Source organism: Myxococcus sp. CA056 (assembly GCF_013336715.1).
GTDB classification, from domain to species: Bacteria; Myxococcota; Myxococcia; order Myxococcales; family Myxococcaceae; genus Myxococcus; species Myxococcus llanfairpwllgwyngyllgogerychwyrndrobwllllantysiliogogogochensis.
In genome coordinates this window covers 159,897-176,005 of the sequence record NZ_JABUMT010000018.1, presented here as the reverse complement: position 1 = coordinate 176,005, position 16,109 = coordinate 159,897, and the positions used below count along the sequence as shown (strand labels likewise).

13 protein-coding genes are annotated in these 16,109 nt (G+C 67.1%); 7 read left to right on the top strand and 6 right to left on the bottom strand.

The window, feature by feature from the left end; all coding sequences use genetic code 11:
• Window positions 1–92 precede the first annotated feature (92 nt).
• On the top strand, window positions 93–1,463 hold the full coding sequence (locus HUA76_RS40230) for a cytochrome P450 (RefSeq protein ID WP_174486445.1): 1,371 nt from the start codon (window positions 93–95) through the stop codon (window positions 1,461–1,463).
• A 12-nt stretch (window positions 1,464–1,475) separates the two neighbouring features.
• On the opposite strand, the gene HUA76_RS40225 is transcribed toward HUA76_RS40230, so the two are convergent.
• The gene (locus HUA76_RS40225; RefSeq protein WP_174458328.1) at window positions 1,476–2,741 is read right to left on the bottom strand and encodes an MFS transporter; all 1,266 of its coding nucleotides are present in this window, start codon (window positions 2,739–2,741) and stop codon (window positions 1,476–1,478) included.
• Between the two features lie 281 nt (window positions 2,742–3,022).
• Between HUA76_RS40225 and HUA76_RS40220 the strand changes: the two genes are divergently transcribed.
• Window positions 3,023–4,870: an SBBP repeat-containing protein gene (locus HUA76_RS40220; RefSeq protein WP_174463873.1), complete on the top strand. Its 1,848-nt coding sequence runs from the start codon at window positions 3,023–3,025 to the stop codon at window positions 4,868–4,870.
• 43 nt (window positions 4,871–4,913) lie between these two features.
• Here the strand turns inward: HUA76_RS40220 and HUA76_RS40215 are convergent, their stop codons facing one another.
• Window positions 4,914–6,350: a FlgO family outer membrane protein gene (locus HUA76_RS40215; RefSeq protein ID WP_174463872.1), complete on the bottom strand. Its 1,437-nt coding sequence runs from the start codon at window positions 6,348–6,350 to the stop codon at window positions 4,914–4,916.
• Entirely contained in the window at window positions 6,347–7,015 is a 669-nt protein-coding gene (locus HUA76_RS45895) for a CsgG/HfaB family protein (protein ID WP_174463871.1), read from the bottom strand. The genes HUA76_RS40215 and HUA76_RS45895 overlap by 4 nt, the downstream gene beginning before the upstream one ends.
• Before the next feature lie 150 nt (window positions 7,016–7,165).
• Between HUA76_RS45895 and HUA76_RS46620 the strand changes: the two genes are divergently transcribed.
• Window positions 7,166–8,293, top strand: a complete 1,128-nt coding sequence (locus HUA76_RS46620; protein ID WP_217440842.1) for a histidine kinase — start codon at window positions 7,166–7,168, stop codon at window positions 8,291–8,293.
• A 10-nt stretch (window positions 8,294–8,303) separates the two neighbouring features.
• A complete protein-coding gene (locus HUA76_RS40200; RefSeq protein ID WP_371823588.1) occupies window positions 8,304–9,110 on the top strand; it encodes a LytR/AlgR family response regulator transcription factor in 807 nt (268 codons plus the stop codon).
• Between the two features lie 656 nt (window positions 9,111–9,766).
• Here HUA76_RS40200 and HUA76_RS40195 read toward each other — a convergent pair.
• The gene (locus HUA76_RS40195; RefSeq protein ID WP_174463868.1) at window positions 9,767–10,054 is read right to left on the bottom strand and encodes a hypothetical protein; all 288 of its coding nucleotides are present in this window, start codon (window positions 10,052–10,054) and stop codon (window positions 9,767–9,769) included.
• Window positions 10,055–10,155: 101 nt separating this feature from the next.
• A complete protein-coding gene (locus HUA76_RS40190) occupies window positions 10,156–11,058 on the bottom strand; it encodes a LysR substrate-binding domain-containing protein (RefSeq protein WP_174463867.1) in 903 nt (300 codons plus the stop codon).
• 125 nt (window positions 11,059–11,183) lie between these two features.
• On the opposite strand from HUA76_RS40190, the gene HUA76_RS40185 reads away from it, so the two are divergent.
• The 3 genes from HUA76_RS40185 to HUA76_RS40175 all read left to right on the top strand — a co-directional run bounded on the left by HUA76_RS40185 (window position 11,184) and on the right by HUA76_RS40175 (window position 15,070).
• Complete coding sequence (locus HUA76_RS40185; RefSeq protein WP_174458336.1) at window positions 11,184–11,792, top strand: LysE family translocator; 609 nt, start codon at window positions 11,184–11,186, stop codon at window positions 11,790–11,792.
• Between the two features lie 233 nt (window positions 11,793–12,025).
• Entirely contained in the window at window positions 12,026–13,435 is a 1,410-nt protein-coding gene (locus HUA76_RS40180; protein WP_254614781.1) for a S28 family serine protease, read from the top strand.
• Between the two features lie 228 nt (window positions 13,436–13,663).
• Entirely contained in the window at window positions 13,664–15,070 is a 1,407-nt protein-coding gene (locus HUA76_RS40175; RefSeq protein ID WP_174458337.1) for a cytochrome B6, read from the top strand.
• A 48-nt stretch (window positions 15,071–15,118) separates the two neighbouring features.
• Here HUA76_RS40175 and HUA76_RS40170 read toward each other — a convergent pair whose 3' ends face one another.
• On the bottom strand, window positions 15,119–15,856 hold the full coding sequence (locus HUA76_RS40170) for an MBL fold metallo-hydrolase (protein ID WP_174458338.1): 738 nt from the start codon (window positions 15,854–15,856) through the stop codon (window positions 15,119–15,121).
• Window positions 15,857–16,109: the final 253 nt, after the last annotated feature.

Here is a 16,109-nt window from a genome sequence, read left to right as displayed (position 1 = left end):
CCCAGCGCAACTGGCCCGTTTCGGGACGTCGGTTTCAAGTCAGTGCATGGCGGTCTTGACGGTGCGGAGCCGACCGGAACAAATCGGGGGTCATGGACACCTCTGCTCCTTCGCCCTCCGTGCGCCGCAAGGCCGGCCCTCGGGGATTGCCCGTGCTGGGTAGCTTTTTTCCCATGCTCCAAGAGCCGCTGGCCCTGGCCAACAAGCTCCACGCCGAATACGGCGACGTGTCCCTGGTTCGCGTCTACGGCTACCCCATCGCGTTCCTGAGGAACCCGGTGGACGTGAAGCGGGTGCTCATCGACGAGCCCCTGGTCTTCCCCAAACCGCGCATCGTCAATCCCTTCAATGGCAACGGGCTCACCGTGAGCCAGGGGGACGTCTGGAAGCGGCAGCGACACATGGTTCAGCCCATGTTTCACAAGGAGAAGGTCCGGCAGTGGGCGGGCATCTTCAGCGACGAGCTGTCCAAGGGCGTGCGGCGGTGGTCCGACCTGGGCGCCAGGGGCGAGTCCTTCGACATGTACACGGAGGCGGCCCGCCTGATGTTCGGGGTGATGTGGCGCACGTGCTTCGATGAGACGCCGCGCGAGGAGTTCTTCGCGAGCATCATGGATGCCATCGACGTGTTCGGTCGTCGGCGAGGGCCCTGGGGCACGCTGTACTTCAAGCTGCTGCCCCGGCTCGACCCGAACCCCGAGCGGATAGGCACGGCGCTGTGGCTCATCAACGGGTGGATCTACGCGCGGCTCTCCCGGCGGCGCGAGCGGGGGACGCAGGACGGAGACATCACCCTGCTGTCCGCGCTCGTGGAGGCGCGGGCCCGGGACACCAGCGAGCCGATGGAGGACAAGCAGGTGCGCGACGAAATCGTCAACCTCTTCGGCGCCAGCTTCGAGATGATCGCCACCTCCCTGACGTGGGCCGTGCACGCGTGTACGCAGCACCCGGAGGTGACGCGCGCCATCCGCGAGGAGGTGAGCTCGGTCTGTGGCAGCGAGCCGCCGAAGTACGAGGACGTGGCGAAGCTGACGTATACGAACCGCGTCGTGCAGGAGATCAATCGGCTGAACCCGCCCGCGTGGACCATCCTCCGGGAGACGGCGGGCGAGGTGGAGGTGGGCGGGGTGCTCCTGCCCAAGGGCACCCAGCTCCTCATGTGCCCGTACGCCATCCACCGGCACCCGGACCACTGGAAGGACGCGGACACGTTCGACCCGGACCGCTTCCTCCCAGAGCGCATGACGGGAATGCACAAGTGCGCCTACGTGCCCTTCGGGGCGGGGCAGCGCATCTGCGTGGGCCAGCACATGTCCCAGGTGGACACGGTGCAGACGCTGGCCACGCTGCTCCAGCAGTGCGACGTGGAGTACCTGGGGAAGAACCCCGTGGAGTGGCAGACGCGGCTGACCTTCGTGCCCAAGCGGGGAATGCCCATGCGGGTGAGCGCCCGCAAGGGCTGACGCCCCGGTCCGTCAGGAGGGCTGGGAGCGCGCGGCGGCCTCGGTGGCCGCGTCCGGCCCGGCCTCCTCGAAGTCGAGGTCGCGGTGGAAGGTCTCTTCGATTCGCGTGAGCGCGATCAGCGCGAGTCCGAAGCAGATGCTGCCCACGGTGATGGCCGCCATGGGCACGGAGATGTAGCCCTTGAGGACGGCGAAGCCGCTGGCGGCAATCGCGGCGGAGCCTCGCACGAAGTTGGGCACCGTCGTCGCCACCGTGCCGCGGATGTTGGTGCCGAACTGCTCGGCCGCCATCGTCACCAGCACCGCCCAGTAGCCCACCATGATGCCGATGAGGAAGCTGAGGAGGTACACCGTCGTGCTGGTGAGCCCGGGCACCAGCCCGTAGACGAGCATCAGCAGGAAGCCACCCACCAGGTTCAGCGCCACCGCGCGCTTGCGGCTCTTGAGCCACTGGCTGAACAGGCCGGCGAGCAGGTCGCCAATCGTCAGGCCGATGGAGCCATAGAGGATGGCGTTGCCCGCCGTGACGGTGCCCTGCACGTTGAGCCCCGCCGTCAGCTCCGGCGCGAAGGTGAAGAGAATGCCGGTGGTGAAGTAGATGGGGACGCCAATCAGGATGCAGCAGATGTACTTGAGGAACCGGCCCCCCTGGAGCAGCAGGAAGGGGTTGGCGCGCGACGGGTCCGTCTTCTTGGTGAACAGCTCCGACTCGGAGACCTTGAAGCGGGCGAACAGCAGCGCAAGGCCCATGATGCCGCCGGTGAAGTAGGCCGTCTTCCAGTGCAGGTGCTGGCCCACGAAGGCCGCCGCCACGATTCCCAGCATGCCGAGCGTCGCGACGATGGTGGTGCCCAGGCCGCGCTTCTCCTTGGGGAGCGACTCGGCGACCAGGGTGATTGCCGCGCCCAGCTCGCCCGCCAGGCCCACGCCGCCCAGGAAGCGGAACACCGCGTAGCTCGTCACGTCCCAGGCGAAAGCGTTGGCCAGGTTCGCGAACGAGTACAGCAGGATGGAGCCGAACATCACCGACAGCCGGCCGCGCTTGTCGGCGAGCACGCCCCACAAGAGGCCGCCCACCATCATCCCCACCATCTGGCAGTTGTAGATGAGGATGCCCTTCGACAGCACCTCCTCCGGACTGGTGATGCCGATGTCCCGGAGCGACGCGGCGCGCACCACGCCGAACAGCGTGATGTCGAAGAGGTCGACGAAGTAGCCGAGCCCGGCCACCAGCACCGTCAGGTTCAGGACCGAGCGCAGCTCACGCAGGAATTTCATGGGCGCGATTCAATGGGTTTGGTTCGTCGCGAGCAAGACCGATTCTTTCGACGCAGCGCGTGCAACACGGGCTGGCTTGCAATGCGCCGGAAAATATGAACCGTGATTCAGGTCTCATCCCCGGGAGGGGCGGTTTCGTCCCTCGCCAGGGCGGTTTCGTCACATCCCGCGCCAGGGGTCGCCCCGGGGTCGGTATCTCCCTGGTCCACCGGGGGCCTGGAGTCACAGGGCCGCCGGATGGCCGCGCGCACCTTCGCGCTCGCGGAACGAGGGGAGACACCATGAGATTCTTGAACGCGGTACGAGGAATGTTCCTGGCGAGCGCGCTGGCGCTCGTGGGCTGCCAGGGTGGGGAGCCGGGCGAGGATGCCCCGACGGACGCGCCGGGGAGCCAGGAGCAGCAGCTCACCAACTGCGCCAGCCTGGTGCCAGTGATGACGAGCAACTCGGCGCCCTCGGGCTTCGCCACGAGTTCGGGCGTGTACGGCTCGAATCCGGCCGCCTACGAGCCCTGGAAGGCGTTCGACAACGCCACCACCTTCTGGCTCTCCACGGCCAACCAGACGCCCGCATGGCTGGGGTACGAGTTCGGCAGTGGCGTGATGAAGACGGTGCGCCGCTACGCCATCTCCTACTCCAACGGCTCCATCACCACGCGGTCCCCGAAGAACTGGACGCTGGAGGGCTCCAACGGCAGCACCTGGGTGGTGGTGGACACGCGCACGAACGTGACGGGCTGGACCAACGAGCGGCGCGAGTACGACGTGGCCCACCCCGGTCAGTACAAGAAGTACCGGCTGAACGTGTCGGACGACAACGACAACCGCGCGGGCATCGTCGTCCTGTCCATTGGTCGGCTGGAGCTGTACCAGTGTGAAGCGTTCCCCACGGTGGTGGACCTGTGGACGAAGACGTCCGGCGCCCCGGGTGGCTTCACCCGCATCCATGACCTGGCCGGCGACCCGGCGGGGCGTACGTACTCCACGGGCATGACGACGGTGGGCGTGGAGGGGCAGCCCATGGCTGGGTTGATGGACGGATTCCTCACGGCCCGCGACTGGAACGGCAACCTCCAGTTCCACAAGCAGCTCGGCGTGGCGGGCACTGTCACCCTGGGCTACGGCATCGCGCGCAACCGGTCGTTCGAGGAGATCTACGTCGCGGGCTTCACGGATGGCGCCCTGCCGGGCGCGACGAGCAGCGGGGGCCGGGACGCGTTCATCACCCGTTACCGCTACACCGGCGTGTTTGGCTGGACGCGGCAGATTGGCCTGGCGGGAGCGCAGACGGAGGGCTACGGCGTGTCGCTCGACTCGGCGGACAACGCCTTCCTGGTGGGCTCCACCAACGGCAACCTGGATGGCAACGTGCGCACCGGCAACTACGATGCGTTCGTCACCAAGTACAACGCGACGGGCGTGAAGCAGTGGACCCGCCTGCTGGGCGTGGCGGGGAAGACGACCCACGCGCGGCGGGCCTCCGCCGACAACTCCGGCAACGTCTACGTCTCCGGCTGGACGGACGGCAACCTGGACGGCCAGACGCTGACCGGGCCCCAGGACGCCTTCATCACCAAGTACGACGCGGACGGCGTGAAGCAGTGGACGCGGCTGGCGGGTGCTCCCGCCACGGCCGTGTGGCTCTACGGCTCCACGCTGGATGCGAACGGCAACGTGTACCTGACGGGCTACAGCGGCGGTGGCATGGATGGCGTGCCCAACGTCACCCCGGCCATCGACGTCTTCATCGCGCGGTTCAACCCGGCGGGTGTCAAGCAGTGGGTGTGGGAGCTGGACTCGGGCTCTGGCTCGTGGGGCATGGGCATCTTCGCCCATGACGACGGCATCTACGTGACGGGCGGCGGGGTGGCGGACGTGACGCAGACGACCGACACCACGGGCGGCATGGTCCACAACTACGTGGCGAAGGTGGACTTCTCCGGCGCGCTCCAGTGGATCAAGCAGCAGCCCACCGCGGTGCTCAACGGCGTGGAGAAGGACGTGCGCAGCATGGGTGTCGTGGTGGATCAGAACGACAACATGTACGTCGGCGGCTATCTGGACGGGAACTTCGAGGGCAACACGCTGCAGGGTGCCCCCGACTCGTTCCTGACGAAGATCGCCCCGTAGCCAGGGCACTGGAGGCGCGGCACGCGGGACAGGTGCCGCGCCTTCATTCCTCGTCGCTGGCGCGGATGTTGACCACGAGGACGCGCGCGACACTGGCCTGTTCCCCATTGGGGTCGATGGCGCGGTAGGCGGCCAGCCGCTCACGTGCTTCGTTGTAGCGGCGCAGGCGGACGAGGGCGGCAATCTCTGCTTCGCGTGCGTTCCTGGCGTAGGTCTTCTCGATGGCGGAGGCTCCGCCTCCCCACGTTTCGTAGAAGGCCCGGCAGGCCACCAGGGTCTGGGCATTCACGTGATGGGTGGCGGGCTTGAAGCAGCGGTTGTAGTCGCGCTCCATCCGCACGGAGACGGTGGGCTGTCCCTTCCGCTCGAGCTCCTCGATGCGCCGGGCGAAGAGGAGTTCCTCGGTCGCCAGCCCCTCGATCATCGCCTTGTGGGATTGCTCGTTGGCGGCGCGGGCCAGGGCGGAGGCTCGCATCATGGAGTCGACGCCGTCTGCCATCAGGCTCTGGGGATAGGTCCGCAGGAAGGTGTCACCGGCGTCCCGCGCGGCGTCCAATTGATCGAGCTTGCCGAGCGCGATGATGCGAAACCACAAGGCCGTCTCGGCTGGGAGGCGAAGTTGATACAGCGGAAGCCCCAGCGGCAGGACCCGCTCGGTGTCCTGGACCAGCGTGCGCCAGCGGCCCCGGATGTAGTTCGCGTCCAACAACCGCAACGCGGCCGAGGAGCGCTCCTCGGAGGCGCGTTGGGGGTCCAGCATCATGGCCCGCAGCTCCGCGTCGGCGGCCTCGCGACCGGGGGTGGCGCGCAGGGCGTGCTCGGCAAGCCGCTTCTCCAGACGAGAGAGCTCTTCTCGGGCGTACTCGAAGCTCGGGCTGCCCGCCAACGTCGCGCGAAGAAGCCACGCGCGCTCGTCCTCGGTGGGGGCCTGGAGTGCCCGACCATAGGTCTCCAGGGCCAGCACCGCTTCTCTCCCCGAGGGACGCTTCGCGCGCGGCTTCACCGGCGAGCCGATCAGCCGGGCCGCCACCTGGTCCTGCAGCGAGAAGATGCGGTCCACCGGGCCCGTGACTTTCGCCGTGTCCAGCACGACGCCGGTCTCCACGTCGATGAAGCGCGCGTTGATGCGGACTTGTTGATCCGCGCGTTGGATGCTGCCCAGCACGACGGTGCGGGCTCCGACGAGTCGGCCCACGCGGACCGCTGTCGACTCCGTGGACTGCTTTTGCTCCTGGAGGTCCAGCTCGGCGAGGGCGGCGTCGAGTTGCTCGCGCTCCACCAATTGGATGCGTCCGCTGGCGCGCAGGTCGGAGATGAGCGTCTCCGTCATGCCACGCGCGAGCCAGTCCAGCGAGGTGTCCGTGTTGAGGTTGCGGAACGGCATCACCGCCGCGGGCCCTGGCGGAGGCTTCGCGGGTGCCGCCGCGTGCGCCAGGTGGGAGCACATGAAGAGGAGCAGAAGCGCGTGTGGGGCCTTCATGGTCTCAGCCTCGCGGACAGGCGGGGCAGCAGCGCGCGCACCTCGGCGGTGAGCGCGTCCTGGACCTCGAAGGGCTTGCTCGCGGGCCCCTCCACGCGCGCCGTGTCGAGTACTTCACCGGTCTCCACGTGGACGAACCTCGCGGAGATGCGCAGCACGGCGCCCGCCTGCTGGAAGCCGCCGAGCACCACCACCTCCGCGCCGACGATGCGACCCAGGTGGGCCCGGGTCTCCGGGTCCACCCGCGCGCCCTGCGTGAAGTCCTGTTCCTCCATCGGGAGGTCCAACTGCCCGCGCTCGATGAGCCGCATCCCGGGTTGGCTGCCCACGTCGGTGACCACTGCTTCGGACAGGGCCAGTTCGAGGGGCGTGAGTGAGGTGTCTCCACTCAGGTTGCGGAACTTCAACACGCAGACCCGCACGGGACCCGTGGGGGCGGGAGGCGGAGGCTCGGGCGCCGGCGTGGTGTTCCCGGTCGGGGTGGCGGTGAGGGGGGGCGTGGTGCTGGGACGGAGCAGGAACGCGGCCACGCCGGGGACGGCGAGTCCCAGGGCGATGAGCAAGGCCGTGCCGATACCCGTGACACGGAGCCCTCGCGCGGCCTGGCTCGGAGGAGGGGCGGTGTCGGGTGTGTCGTCCAATGCGTACAGAGTGCCGGCGCGCACATGGGATGACGGTGGAGACGGCGGGCGTGTTTCATCGGGCTCGTGGCCCGGAGTGGTCCTGTTCACGGAGCGCGAGCAGCATAGCCGAAGCACGTGTTTCGCTTCGCGGGGGGCTCTCGAAACCAGGCGCTTCCGCTACGCTGCGTCACCGTGGCCGCGAGGGATGCCGTGAACCAGGGGGAGGCGCCGGACGCGCGAGCCCCGATGCGTGCCCTGTCCCCTCGGCGCGTGTGGATGTTCGGCATGGGCGCGGGATTGCTCGCCGCGCTGCCGCATGCGGTGAGCGCGTATGCAAACGAGCCTCGGGACTTTGGCTTCAAGCTGGCGCTGGCGATGGTGCCCTACAGCGTCTGGGCGCTCCTGGGGCCTCTCATCCTGGCCACTTTTCGCCGTGTAACGCGCGATGCGACTCCTGGGGTTCGCGAGTTGGGGCCGCTCATCGCCATCGGGAGTGGCTTCGTCCTGGTGCATGCGCTCCTGCTCGCCCTGGTGCGCTCCGGGCTGGAACAGTGGGCCGCCCGGGGCGTGGCGTTCAGCGAGGGGCTGCGAGCGCTCCTCCTGGAGCGGGGAGCGCTGGGATATTTTGAGTACCTGCTGTTTCTCGCGGCCTGGGCGGCGCTGAAAGCGGTCCGTCGGGCGCGGGAGCGGGAGCTGGCGGAGTCCCGGTTGATGGCGCGGCTGGCCGAGTCCCGCCTCCAGTCCCTGCGCGCGCAGTTGGATCCACACTTCCTCTTCAACACGCTGAACGCCGTCGTCGGGTTGGTTCGCCAGTCGCGCAACCCGGAGGCCGTGGAGGCGCTCGTGGAGCTGGGGGATTTGCTGCGGGCCAGTCTGGAAGGACGTGGGGACCACGAGGTGCCGCTGTCCGAGGAGCTGGAGCTGGTCCGCCGCTACCTGGGCATCGAGCAGCTTCGCTTCGGTGGACGGCTGGAGTCGCACCTGGAGCCGGAGCCAGAGACGTTGATGGCTCGGGTTCCCGCGCTCGTCCTCCAGCCACTCGTCGAGAACGCCATCAAGCATGGGACTTCGCGGCGTGCGTCTCGAGGGAACGTGTGGGTGCGAACCTGGCGCCGGGGGGACAGGCTGGTGCTCGAGGTGCGGGATGATGGGCCGGGACTTCGCGCGGGTGGGGCAGGGGGCACGGGGATTGGCGTGGCGAACACCCGGGCGCGCATCCAGCAGCTTTATGGCGAGCGGTATGGCCTGACGCTGGAGGATGCGCCGGGTGGGGGCGTGATTGCCCGTGTGGAGCTGCCGTTCGTGGTTTTGAATGCGTGAGGGGGCAATCGTGGAAGGTGGCTGGCGAGTGCTGGTGGTGGATGACGAGCCGCTGGCGCGGGACAACGTGAGGCACCTGCTCGCGCGGGCGCCCGACGTCACGTCCATCCGGGAGTGCGAGGGAGGCCAGGAGGCGGTGGAGGCGATTCTCCGCGACCGCCCGGACCTGGTCTTCCTGGACGTGCAGATGCCGGAGGTGGACGGCTTCGAGGTGCTGCAGGAGGTGGGACCGGAGCGGATGCCGCCCGTCATCTTCGTGACGGCGTTCGACCGCTACGCGGTGCGGGCGTTCGAGGCCAATGCGCTCGACTATCTGCTCAAGCCCTTCAGTGACGGGCGTTTCCAGGAGGCGCTGGAGCGGGCGCGCAGGCAGCGGGCCACGGGGCGAGACAGGGCGCTGCTGGAGCGACTGTCCTCGCTGCTGGAGACGTACCGGACACCGGCCCCTGCTGGCGTGGAGGCGGGTCCGTCGGATGCGCCCTTCCTGGAGCGCATCGCGGTGAAGGCGGACGGCAAGGTGCTGCTCCTGCCCGTCGCGGAGCTGGACTGGTGCGAGGCGGAGGGCAACTACGTGGTGCTGCACTCGGGAGGACGCAGTCCCATGCTGCGCGAGACGCTCAACCGCGTGGAGCAACTGCTGGACCCCAAGTGTTTCGTCCGCGTGCACCGCTCCACGCTGGTCAATGTGAACCGCATCCGCGAGCTGGAGCCCGACGTGGACAAGGGCTGGGTCGTGGTGCTGAGGGATGGCACCCGACTGCGACTGAGCCCGGGGCGGAAGCCGGCGGTGGAGGCCCTGCTGCGTCAGTCATTCTGACCCGCACGGGCACCGTGGGCTCGTATGTCGTGGATCTCCACGATGGAACGCCGGACATCCAAGTGGCTAGCGTCACATGGATGCAAATACAATCGATCTGGCTGTCGCGTGGTGGGGTGATCCTGTCCTTCGTCGCCCTGGCTGCCTGTGGCGCGGGCACTCCGGTCCAGGAGGACGCTGTCCTGGAAAGTTCGGAAGGGGAGGTGAGCTGTAACATTTCGCAGCTGTGCGCCAATGGGACGTCCATCTCTTGCACCTCCACGCAAGACGTCTGTTCCTCGGGGACGGATAGCGGTGGTTGGGTCCAGTGTGATGACCGGCGGACCTACTGCCCGCAAGCGTGTACCTGCGGCGCGGTTCGGCACGTGAGCTCCAAGGTCGCGCGTGGGGTGCGCTGCCAGATTGCCTTCATGAGCGCGCGGGATGCGCTCGAGGTCCGGATGAATACGACCTGCCCATCGGGCGCCTGCAATGTCTTGGAGGAGGAACTGGACTGCAGGCGCGTTGGCTCGAACCCCGCCGACGGATACGAAGCGGCGATGCGTGTCACGTACTCCTGCAAGGAGCCCGCGAACTGCCAATAGCGGGGGTGGTCCGGCTCGGGCGAGCGCGTGGCTTGCCCGAGCCCTGTGAAGCGAGACGTTTCGCCGGGCTTGTCAGTCCGTGGACTGAGCGCCTGAGTCGGACGTGTCCGCACACATGTCGGACGAATGCTCCGAGTTGGAGGCGCAGCCGTCGCTGGTGTTGCCATCGACCAGATCCGCCAGCCAGCCGCGAAAGCCCGTGAGGTCGATCAGGCTGCTTCCATAGATGTCGATGGCCGCTGCCGCGGCCGCCTCTCGACGTGCCTTCGCGAAGCGGTAACCGAGAACGACAGCCCAGCCGGCTCCCAGGAGCGACAACACAACAGCCAGCACTACGGCGGCTTGGAGCATCAGTGTCATGTCCACCTCCTGGGGCTTGAGTCTATCCATTCTCCCCGTTGCAAGGCAAAAGCACCCACGAGGGGCAGATTCGATGAGGAGCCCCTCATGGCCTCTCAAGGTCAGCCAACGGGTGAGAGGGATGCCTGATCCTTGAGCCAGTCCGCCACGGTCCTGGTCGCGGGCTTGACCTGTGAGTACTTGGGGAGCACGACCCAGTATGCGGTGCCGAGCTCCACGCTCAGGTCACCCAGCGGGCGGAGGAGTGCTCCGGAGGCCACGTCATCGGCCGCGAGTTGATGGCGCGCCAGGGCGACGCCTTGTCCCAACAGGGCCGCTCGCAGCACCAGGTCCGATGACGCGAATCGAGGGCCACCGTGAACGTCGAGCGAGGCGGGGCCATGGGCCGCCTTCCAGCGCTCCCATGGGGTCTCCGGGTCCCGGTCATGGAGGAGGCGCAGGCGCGTGAGGCCGTCAGGCTTGTCCGGGCGGCCAGACTTCTTCCAGAGCGCCGGGCTCATGACCGGGTAGAGCGAGTCTTCCATCAAGGGCTCGCAGTCGACATCCCGCCAGGGGCCACGGCCCATCCGAATCGCGAGGTCGGCCTCACCAGTGCCCAGGTCGATGATCCGCGAGTCCACGACCACGGACACTTCGATGTGGGGATGCGCTTCCTCGAGGGCGGGCAAGCGCGGCAGGAGCCACCGTGCCGCGAAGGAAGGTGTGGTGGAGATCGTCACCGAGCCCTCGGAGCGCGTCTCACGAATCGAGGCGACGGCCCGCGCGATTTCACGGAGCCCGGAGAGGGTGGCCCGCCCCAGTGCCTCGCCCTGTGGCGTGAAGGTGAGGCCTCGCCGTCCGGCCGGTGGATGGATGATGGGCACGCCGAGCCAGGCATCGAGCTCCGCCAGATGCCGGCTGACGGCGGAGTGCGCGATGCCCAACTCGCGCGCCGCCGCCCGCACCCCACCACTGGCGTAGACGACCGCGAAGGCGCGGAGCGCGTTGAGTGGAAGCTCCTTCATGGTCTGGAATCTAGACCATTCATCGCCACCTTCAGAACACCCTGGACCGTTACTTTTCAGCGCATGAACGGATACGTCGGCGCGACCTGGAATGGTCCCTGTTGCAGGCCAGATGGAGGAACGACATGGACGCGCTGATGGGCGTGGCCGGTCTCGTCGCCGTGTCGGCCATCACCCCGGGGCCCAACAACATGGTGGTGATGAGGGCAGGCGGGCGTGGCGGCGTGGTGGGGGCGCTGCCGGCCATCGCGGGCGTCGTGCTCGGCACGGCGGTGTTGCTGACGCTGTTGATGACCAGTGTCGGCGTGGCCTTCGCGGCGGACCCTCGGGTGGGAACAGCCATCACTCGCTGCGGTGGCCTGTACCTTGTCTGGCTCGGCGCCCGACTCATCGCGGGGAGCCTGGGTAGAGGCGCCAGCGGCGGCGACACTCCTACACGCACTTCGTCCGACGGCTTCATCGGTACTTTCGTGCTCCAGTTCCTGAATCCGAAGTCCTGGGTGACGGTGCTGACGGCGGCCTCGGCGGTGCGAAGCGGAGCCTCGGCGGCCGTCGCCTTCATTCAGCTCGTCGTGCTCTTCACGGTCATCCCCGTGGTGTGTCTGCTTCTCTGGTCCACCCTGGGCTCGTTGATGTCGACCGTGCTGGCCCGGGAGTCCTTTCGTCGCGCGTTCGATGCCGTGATGGGTGGGCTCCTGATTGCGTCCGCTGTCCTGCTCGTATCGGGCGCGTAAGGTCATGACGATTGTGGCGAATCAGACGATTGTCTTCGGCCTCGACTTGATGCGCCGCAACTCCATGGTGAATGCATGGCCGTGGCAGCAGGAGCAGTGCAAATGGCTGATATGGCGGCCATCTCTTCCGCGTTCATTCCATCTGAGAGGCGTCACTCTCACCTCAAGGAGCGTGAATGAATCCGTCAAGAGGCACTGGCATTTTCCGTGGTGTGTGTTTGCTGGTGGCTGCCATGCTGATGCAAGCATGTGGTGGCTCGGCCGTGGAGGAGTCCGGCCCCAGCTCCGCGCGGTCAGTGCAGGCCGCGGGAGTGATGAAGTCTGGGTTGGATTCAGAGGACATCTACACGAGGCTCCTGTCCGTCCCCGGCCTCACGGTGGTGAGCGAGCAGGTCTCTCCCTTTCCGGGCACGCGCTTCTTCCAGTTCTACTTCGAGCAACTGGCGGACCATCGCAACCCCAACGGGGAGCGGTTCCAACTGCGCGGCACACTGCTGCACCGCTCCGTGGCCGCGCCCGTGGTGCTGTACTCCGGTGGCTACGGACTGAACTCACGACCGTTTCAGTACGAGCCCACCGCGCTGCTCGGTGCCAACCAGCTTTCGCTGGAGCACCGCTTCTTCGGTCCCTCGCGACCGGCTTCCAATGACTGGACGCTGCTCAACATCCGGCAGGCCGCCGGCGACTACCACCGCATCATCCAGGCCTTCAAGCCGCTCTACACCGGCCATTGGCTCACCACGGGCGGCAGCAAGGGCGGCATGGCCGCCGTCTACCACCGCTACTTCTATCCGGACGATGTGGATGCCACCGTGGCGTACGTGGCGCCCAACATGCACGGGTTGGATGACGGGCGCTTCGTCCGCTTCCTCGACCAGGTCGGGGACGAAGACTGTCGGGAGCGGCTTCGCGCCTTCCAGCAGGATGCTTTGGCGCGCCGCGAAGAGTTGCTCCCCTTCGTGGAGGAGTTGACCACCTCGACGGGCGCGACCTTCGAGTTGATTGGATTGGATCGGACCCTCGAATTCGCCGTCGTCGAGATGCCCTTCTATTTCTGGCAGTACGGCAACGCGTCGGCGTGCGAGTTCATCCCCGCGCCGGGTGCTCCGGCGGAAGCAGTCTTCGCCTTCCTCGATGCGGTCGTCAGCGTGAGTGGTTCCTATGGGGACGCTGATCTCGATTACTACGCGGCCTACTACTACCAGTCCGCCACGGAGCTTGGCTGGACCGGCTACCCCACGAGGCACTTGCGCCGCCTGCTGCGCTACCCTCGCGAGGACGTGCCCACCGCGTACCTGTCCTTTCCCGTGGAGGAGCGGTTCGACCATGGCTTGATGCGCCGCGTGGAGCACTGGGTGCGCCGCGAGGGTGAACGGATGCTGTTCCTTTATGGAGACAATGACCCATGGTCCGCTGGCGCCTTCGAGGTGCGGGAGCGCAACGATTCCCTCCGCTTCGATGTCCCGGACTCCAACCACGCCAATGCACGCATCACCCGACTGCCCGAGGCGGAGCGCACACGGGCCTTGTCGCGCCTCTACACCTGGATGGGCGTCACGCCGCCGGCCGTCGGCGCTCAGGGCCTGGCCACCGAGGCCGCGGGAGACGTCGCTCCCCTGGTCGAGGAGCGCTCCCGGCTGTAGTGCCGGGGACGTGAAGACTGACGTCACGGGGCCTGGGCCCCATTCCTCGCGCCTGGATTCCCGGCCTTGGAGTGGGGCCCAATGGAACACAACAGGACAGAACAGTGCGCCTGGAATGAACTGGTCAACGGTTCGTCGCGCGATGTGGGGGGATGCGGCGTAAATCGAATAGCTCTTGCATGGACGGTGGGGCGTCAATCCGCTGGATGTCAGACGGAGGGAGCGCACATGAAGCCGTTCTGGATTCGTCCGCATCTCACAGTCGCTGGAATGGGGTTGCTCCTGATGTCCATGGGAGCGGCCGACGCACAGGAGACATCGGGGCGAGGCCTCACCAGCTATATGCCCGTGGACCAGACGGAGCCTTTCGCCGAAGTCATGTCGCGGATGAAGGCGGAGAAGCCCAAGGTCACCGCGCGCCATCAGCAGTTGCTCACACAGCGCTATGACCTGGGAAACCGCCCTGCCCAGGGCGTCACCATGTCTCGTGGGAAGGCCGTCCAGGAAGGCGTCCGCGTGAAGCTCCCGCAGGGCGTCACCTGGGCCTCCCTCGCCGCCATGAGTCCGGAGGCGGTCCGCGAGAAGGGCGTCTTCCCCGGGGGCCTCATGCCGCTGCCCCATCCGAATCATCCGGAAGGCGGCATGCTCTTCCCCAAGTTCCACATCGATGAAATCAAGCGGCAGGAGGGCAGGGACCTTACGCGGTTCGACCTCGACTTCGACCTGCCGGACCACCTGCTGCCGGAGTTCCCTCCGCCCATCTTCCTCACCACGCGCCCGGACCTGGGGGATGTCTCGCAAGGCAAGCTGGTGACGATCATGAATGTCCAGGAGCTGTTCAACGGCCTCCTGAATCCGAAGCAGTTGGAGGGACTCCGGCTGCTTGTCACGCCGTTCCCTCAGCAGCAGTTCAATCAGACCGCTGACCGTCGCTCAGAGTTGCCCAGCCGGGGCGTGACGTGCTTCGACTGCCACGTCAATGGCCACTCCAATGGCGCCACGCACCTGGTGGGAGACATCCGTCCCCAGGAGTTCAGACACCGCATCGAGACGCCGACCCTCCGTGGGGTGAACATCCAGCGTCTGTTCGGCTCGCAGCGAGCCCTCAAGACGGTGGAGGACTTCACCGAGTTCGAGCAACGCGCTGCCTACTTCGACGGAGATCCGGTCATCGCCACGAAGAAGGGCGTCAACATCCTGGAGCGAGGCAGCCAGGTGCACTTCATGGCGGAGGTTCAAGCGCTCCTCGACTTCCCTCCCGCGCCCAAGCTGCGCTTCGACGGGAAGCTGGACCCGAAGAAGGCCACCGAGTCGGAGGTGCGCGGCCAGACGCTTTTCTTCGGCAAGGCACAGTGCTCCGTGTGTCACACGCCGCCGTATTACACGGACAACCTGATGCACAACCTGCGGGCGGAGCGCTTCTACAAGCCACGCCTGGTGAACGGCGCGATGATGGGCGCGGACGGCCCCATCAAGACGTTCCCGCTGCGCGGCATCAAGGAGTCTCCGCCCTATCTCCATGATGGGCGGCTCTTGACGCTCGAGGATACGGTGGAGTTCTTCAACCTCGTGCTGGAGACCCGGCTCAACGAGCAGGAGAAGAAGGACCTGGTCGCATTCATGCGCGTGCTCTGACGCTCGCGACAAGCGGCGCTTCGTGCCGTGGCGAAAGGGTGGGCCGGGTCAATGCCTCGGCCCACGCATTCGGGCGACAGCCGCGTCGAGCCGCTCGTCATAGGCCGCCGCGAGGTCGTTCAGGGCCTGCGCGCAGTCCCCGACATATGAGGGACCATGCATGAGGCCGAGCGTTCGCGGACGCAGCGCCGCCAGCGCACGGAGCGTGGGCCCGGTCGCGGGAGTCAGACAGGTTGCGAGGGCGCGGTCCTCGGTCGCGAGCGCGGGCCCGACGAGGTCCTGTTCCGTCAGGGCCGGCGCGTCGCCCAGCGCGGTGAACAAGTCCCCACACAACAGCGTCCCGGTCGACTCCTCGAGGAGCAGTCCGGCATCCCAGCCGTGCGGCACGTGGGGTGTCTCGATTCGCCGCAGCCGCTTGCCGCCCAGGTCGAGGACCTCGCCGTCCTGGAGCGGGCGTGGCGCTCTATCCGCGAGGTCGTTCACCGATACGAGGCAGCCCAGTGCCCCATGCGCGACCTGGGCATGCGGCGCGGTGGCCAGCCAGGAGTTCATCGCCCCGCACTCGTCTGCCTCGACATGCCCGAAGGTGAGCCAGCGCAGCCGCTCGGGCGGGAGCACCCGCTGTACCGCGGCCGATACCGAGGGGAACAGCGCCCGCGGCCCCAGATGGAACAGCAATGGCTCCTCAGCCTCGATGAGGAACTGGTTGAAGAGAATGTTGGAGCTGCTGACGTAGGTGGACAGCCGATAGATATTCGGCGCGATTTCAGTCACCTGGGTCTCCACCTGATACCTCCTTGTCCAACCACCCCGACGTGGGGATGGCCGCAGCGAAGCACATGCCGTGGGCTGGCAGGCTCACACGCGGGTCCATGAGTCCTGTCCCGCCCGAACACTGTCGTGCCGAAGGCTCCCTTCATTTTTCAGAGGCGCTCGCGATGGCGGATTCAGGCCCACGCGGCTCAGTGAACGGCAATGCCTACATGCCCTCATGTTCAGTGAGTCCAGTGGCCTGTTCTGGCCAGGCGAACTGTCGCAT

Excerpts from the sequence above, each read along its gene's own strand:
- HUA76_RS40185 (WP_174458336.1), top strand. The coding sequence starts at position 11,184 with ATGGACGCGCTGATGGGCGTGGCCGGTCTCGTCGCCGTGTCGGCCATC.
- HUA76_RS40195 (WP_174463868.1), bottom strand. The coding sequence starts at position 10,054 with ATGACACTGATGCTCCAAGCCGCCGTAGTGCTGGCTGTTGTGTTGTCG.
- HUA76_RS40220 (WP_174463873.1), top strand. The coding sequence starts at position 3,023 with ATGAGATTCTTGAACGCGGTACGAGGAATGTTCCTGGCGAGCGCGCTG.
- HUA76_RS40180 (WP_254614781.1), top strand. The coding sequence starts at position 12,026 with ATGCTGATGCAAGCATGTGGTGGCTCGGCCGTGGAGGAGTCCGGCCCC.
- HUA76_RS40190 (WP_174463867.1), bottom strand. The coding sequence starts at position 11,058 with ATGAAGGAGCTTCCACTCAACGCGCTCCGCGCCTTCGCGGTCGTCTAC.
- HUA76_RS40215 (WP_174463872.1), bottom strand. The coding sequence starts at position 6,350 with ATGAAGGCCCCACACGCGCTTCTGCTCCTCTTCATGTGCTCCCACCTG.
- HUA76_RS40225 (WP_174458328.1), bottom strand. The coding sequence starts at position 2,741 with ATGAAATTCCTGCGTGAGCTGCGCTCGGTCCTGAACCTGACGGTGCTG.
- HUA76_RS40230 (WP_174486445.1), top strand. The coding sequence starts at position 93 with ATGGACACCTCTGCTCCTTCGCCCTCCGTGCGCCGCAAGGCCGGCCCT.
- HUA76_RS40175 (WP_174458337.1), top strand. The coding sequence starts at position 13,664 with ATGAAGCCGTTCTGGATTCGTCCGCATCTCACAGTCGCTGGAATGGGG.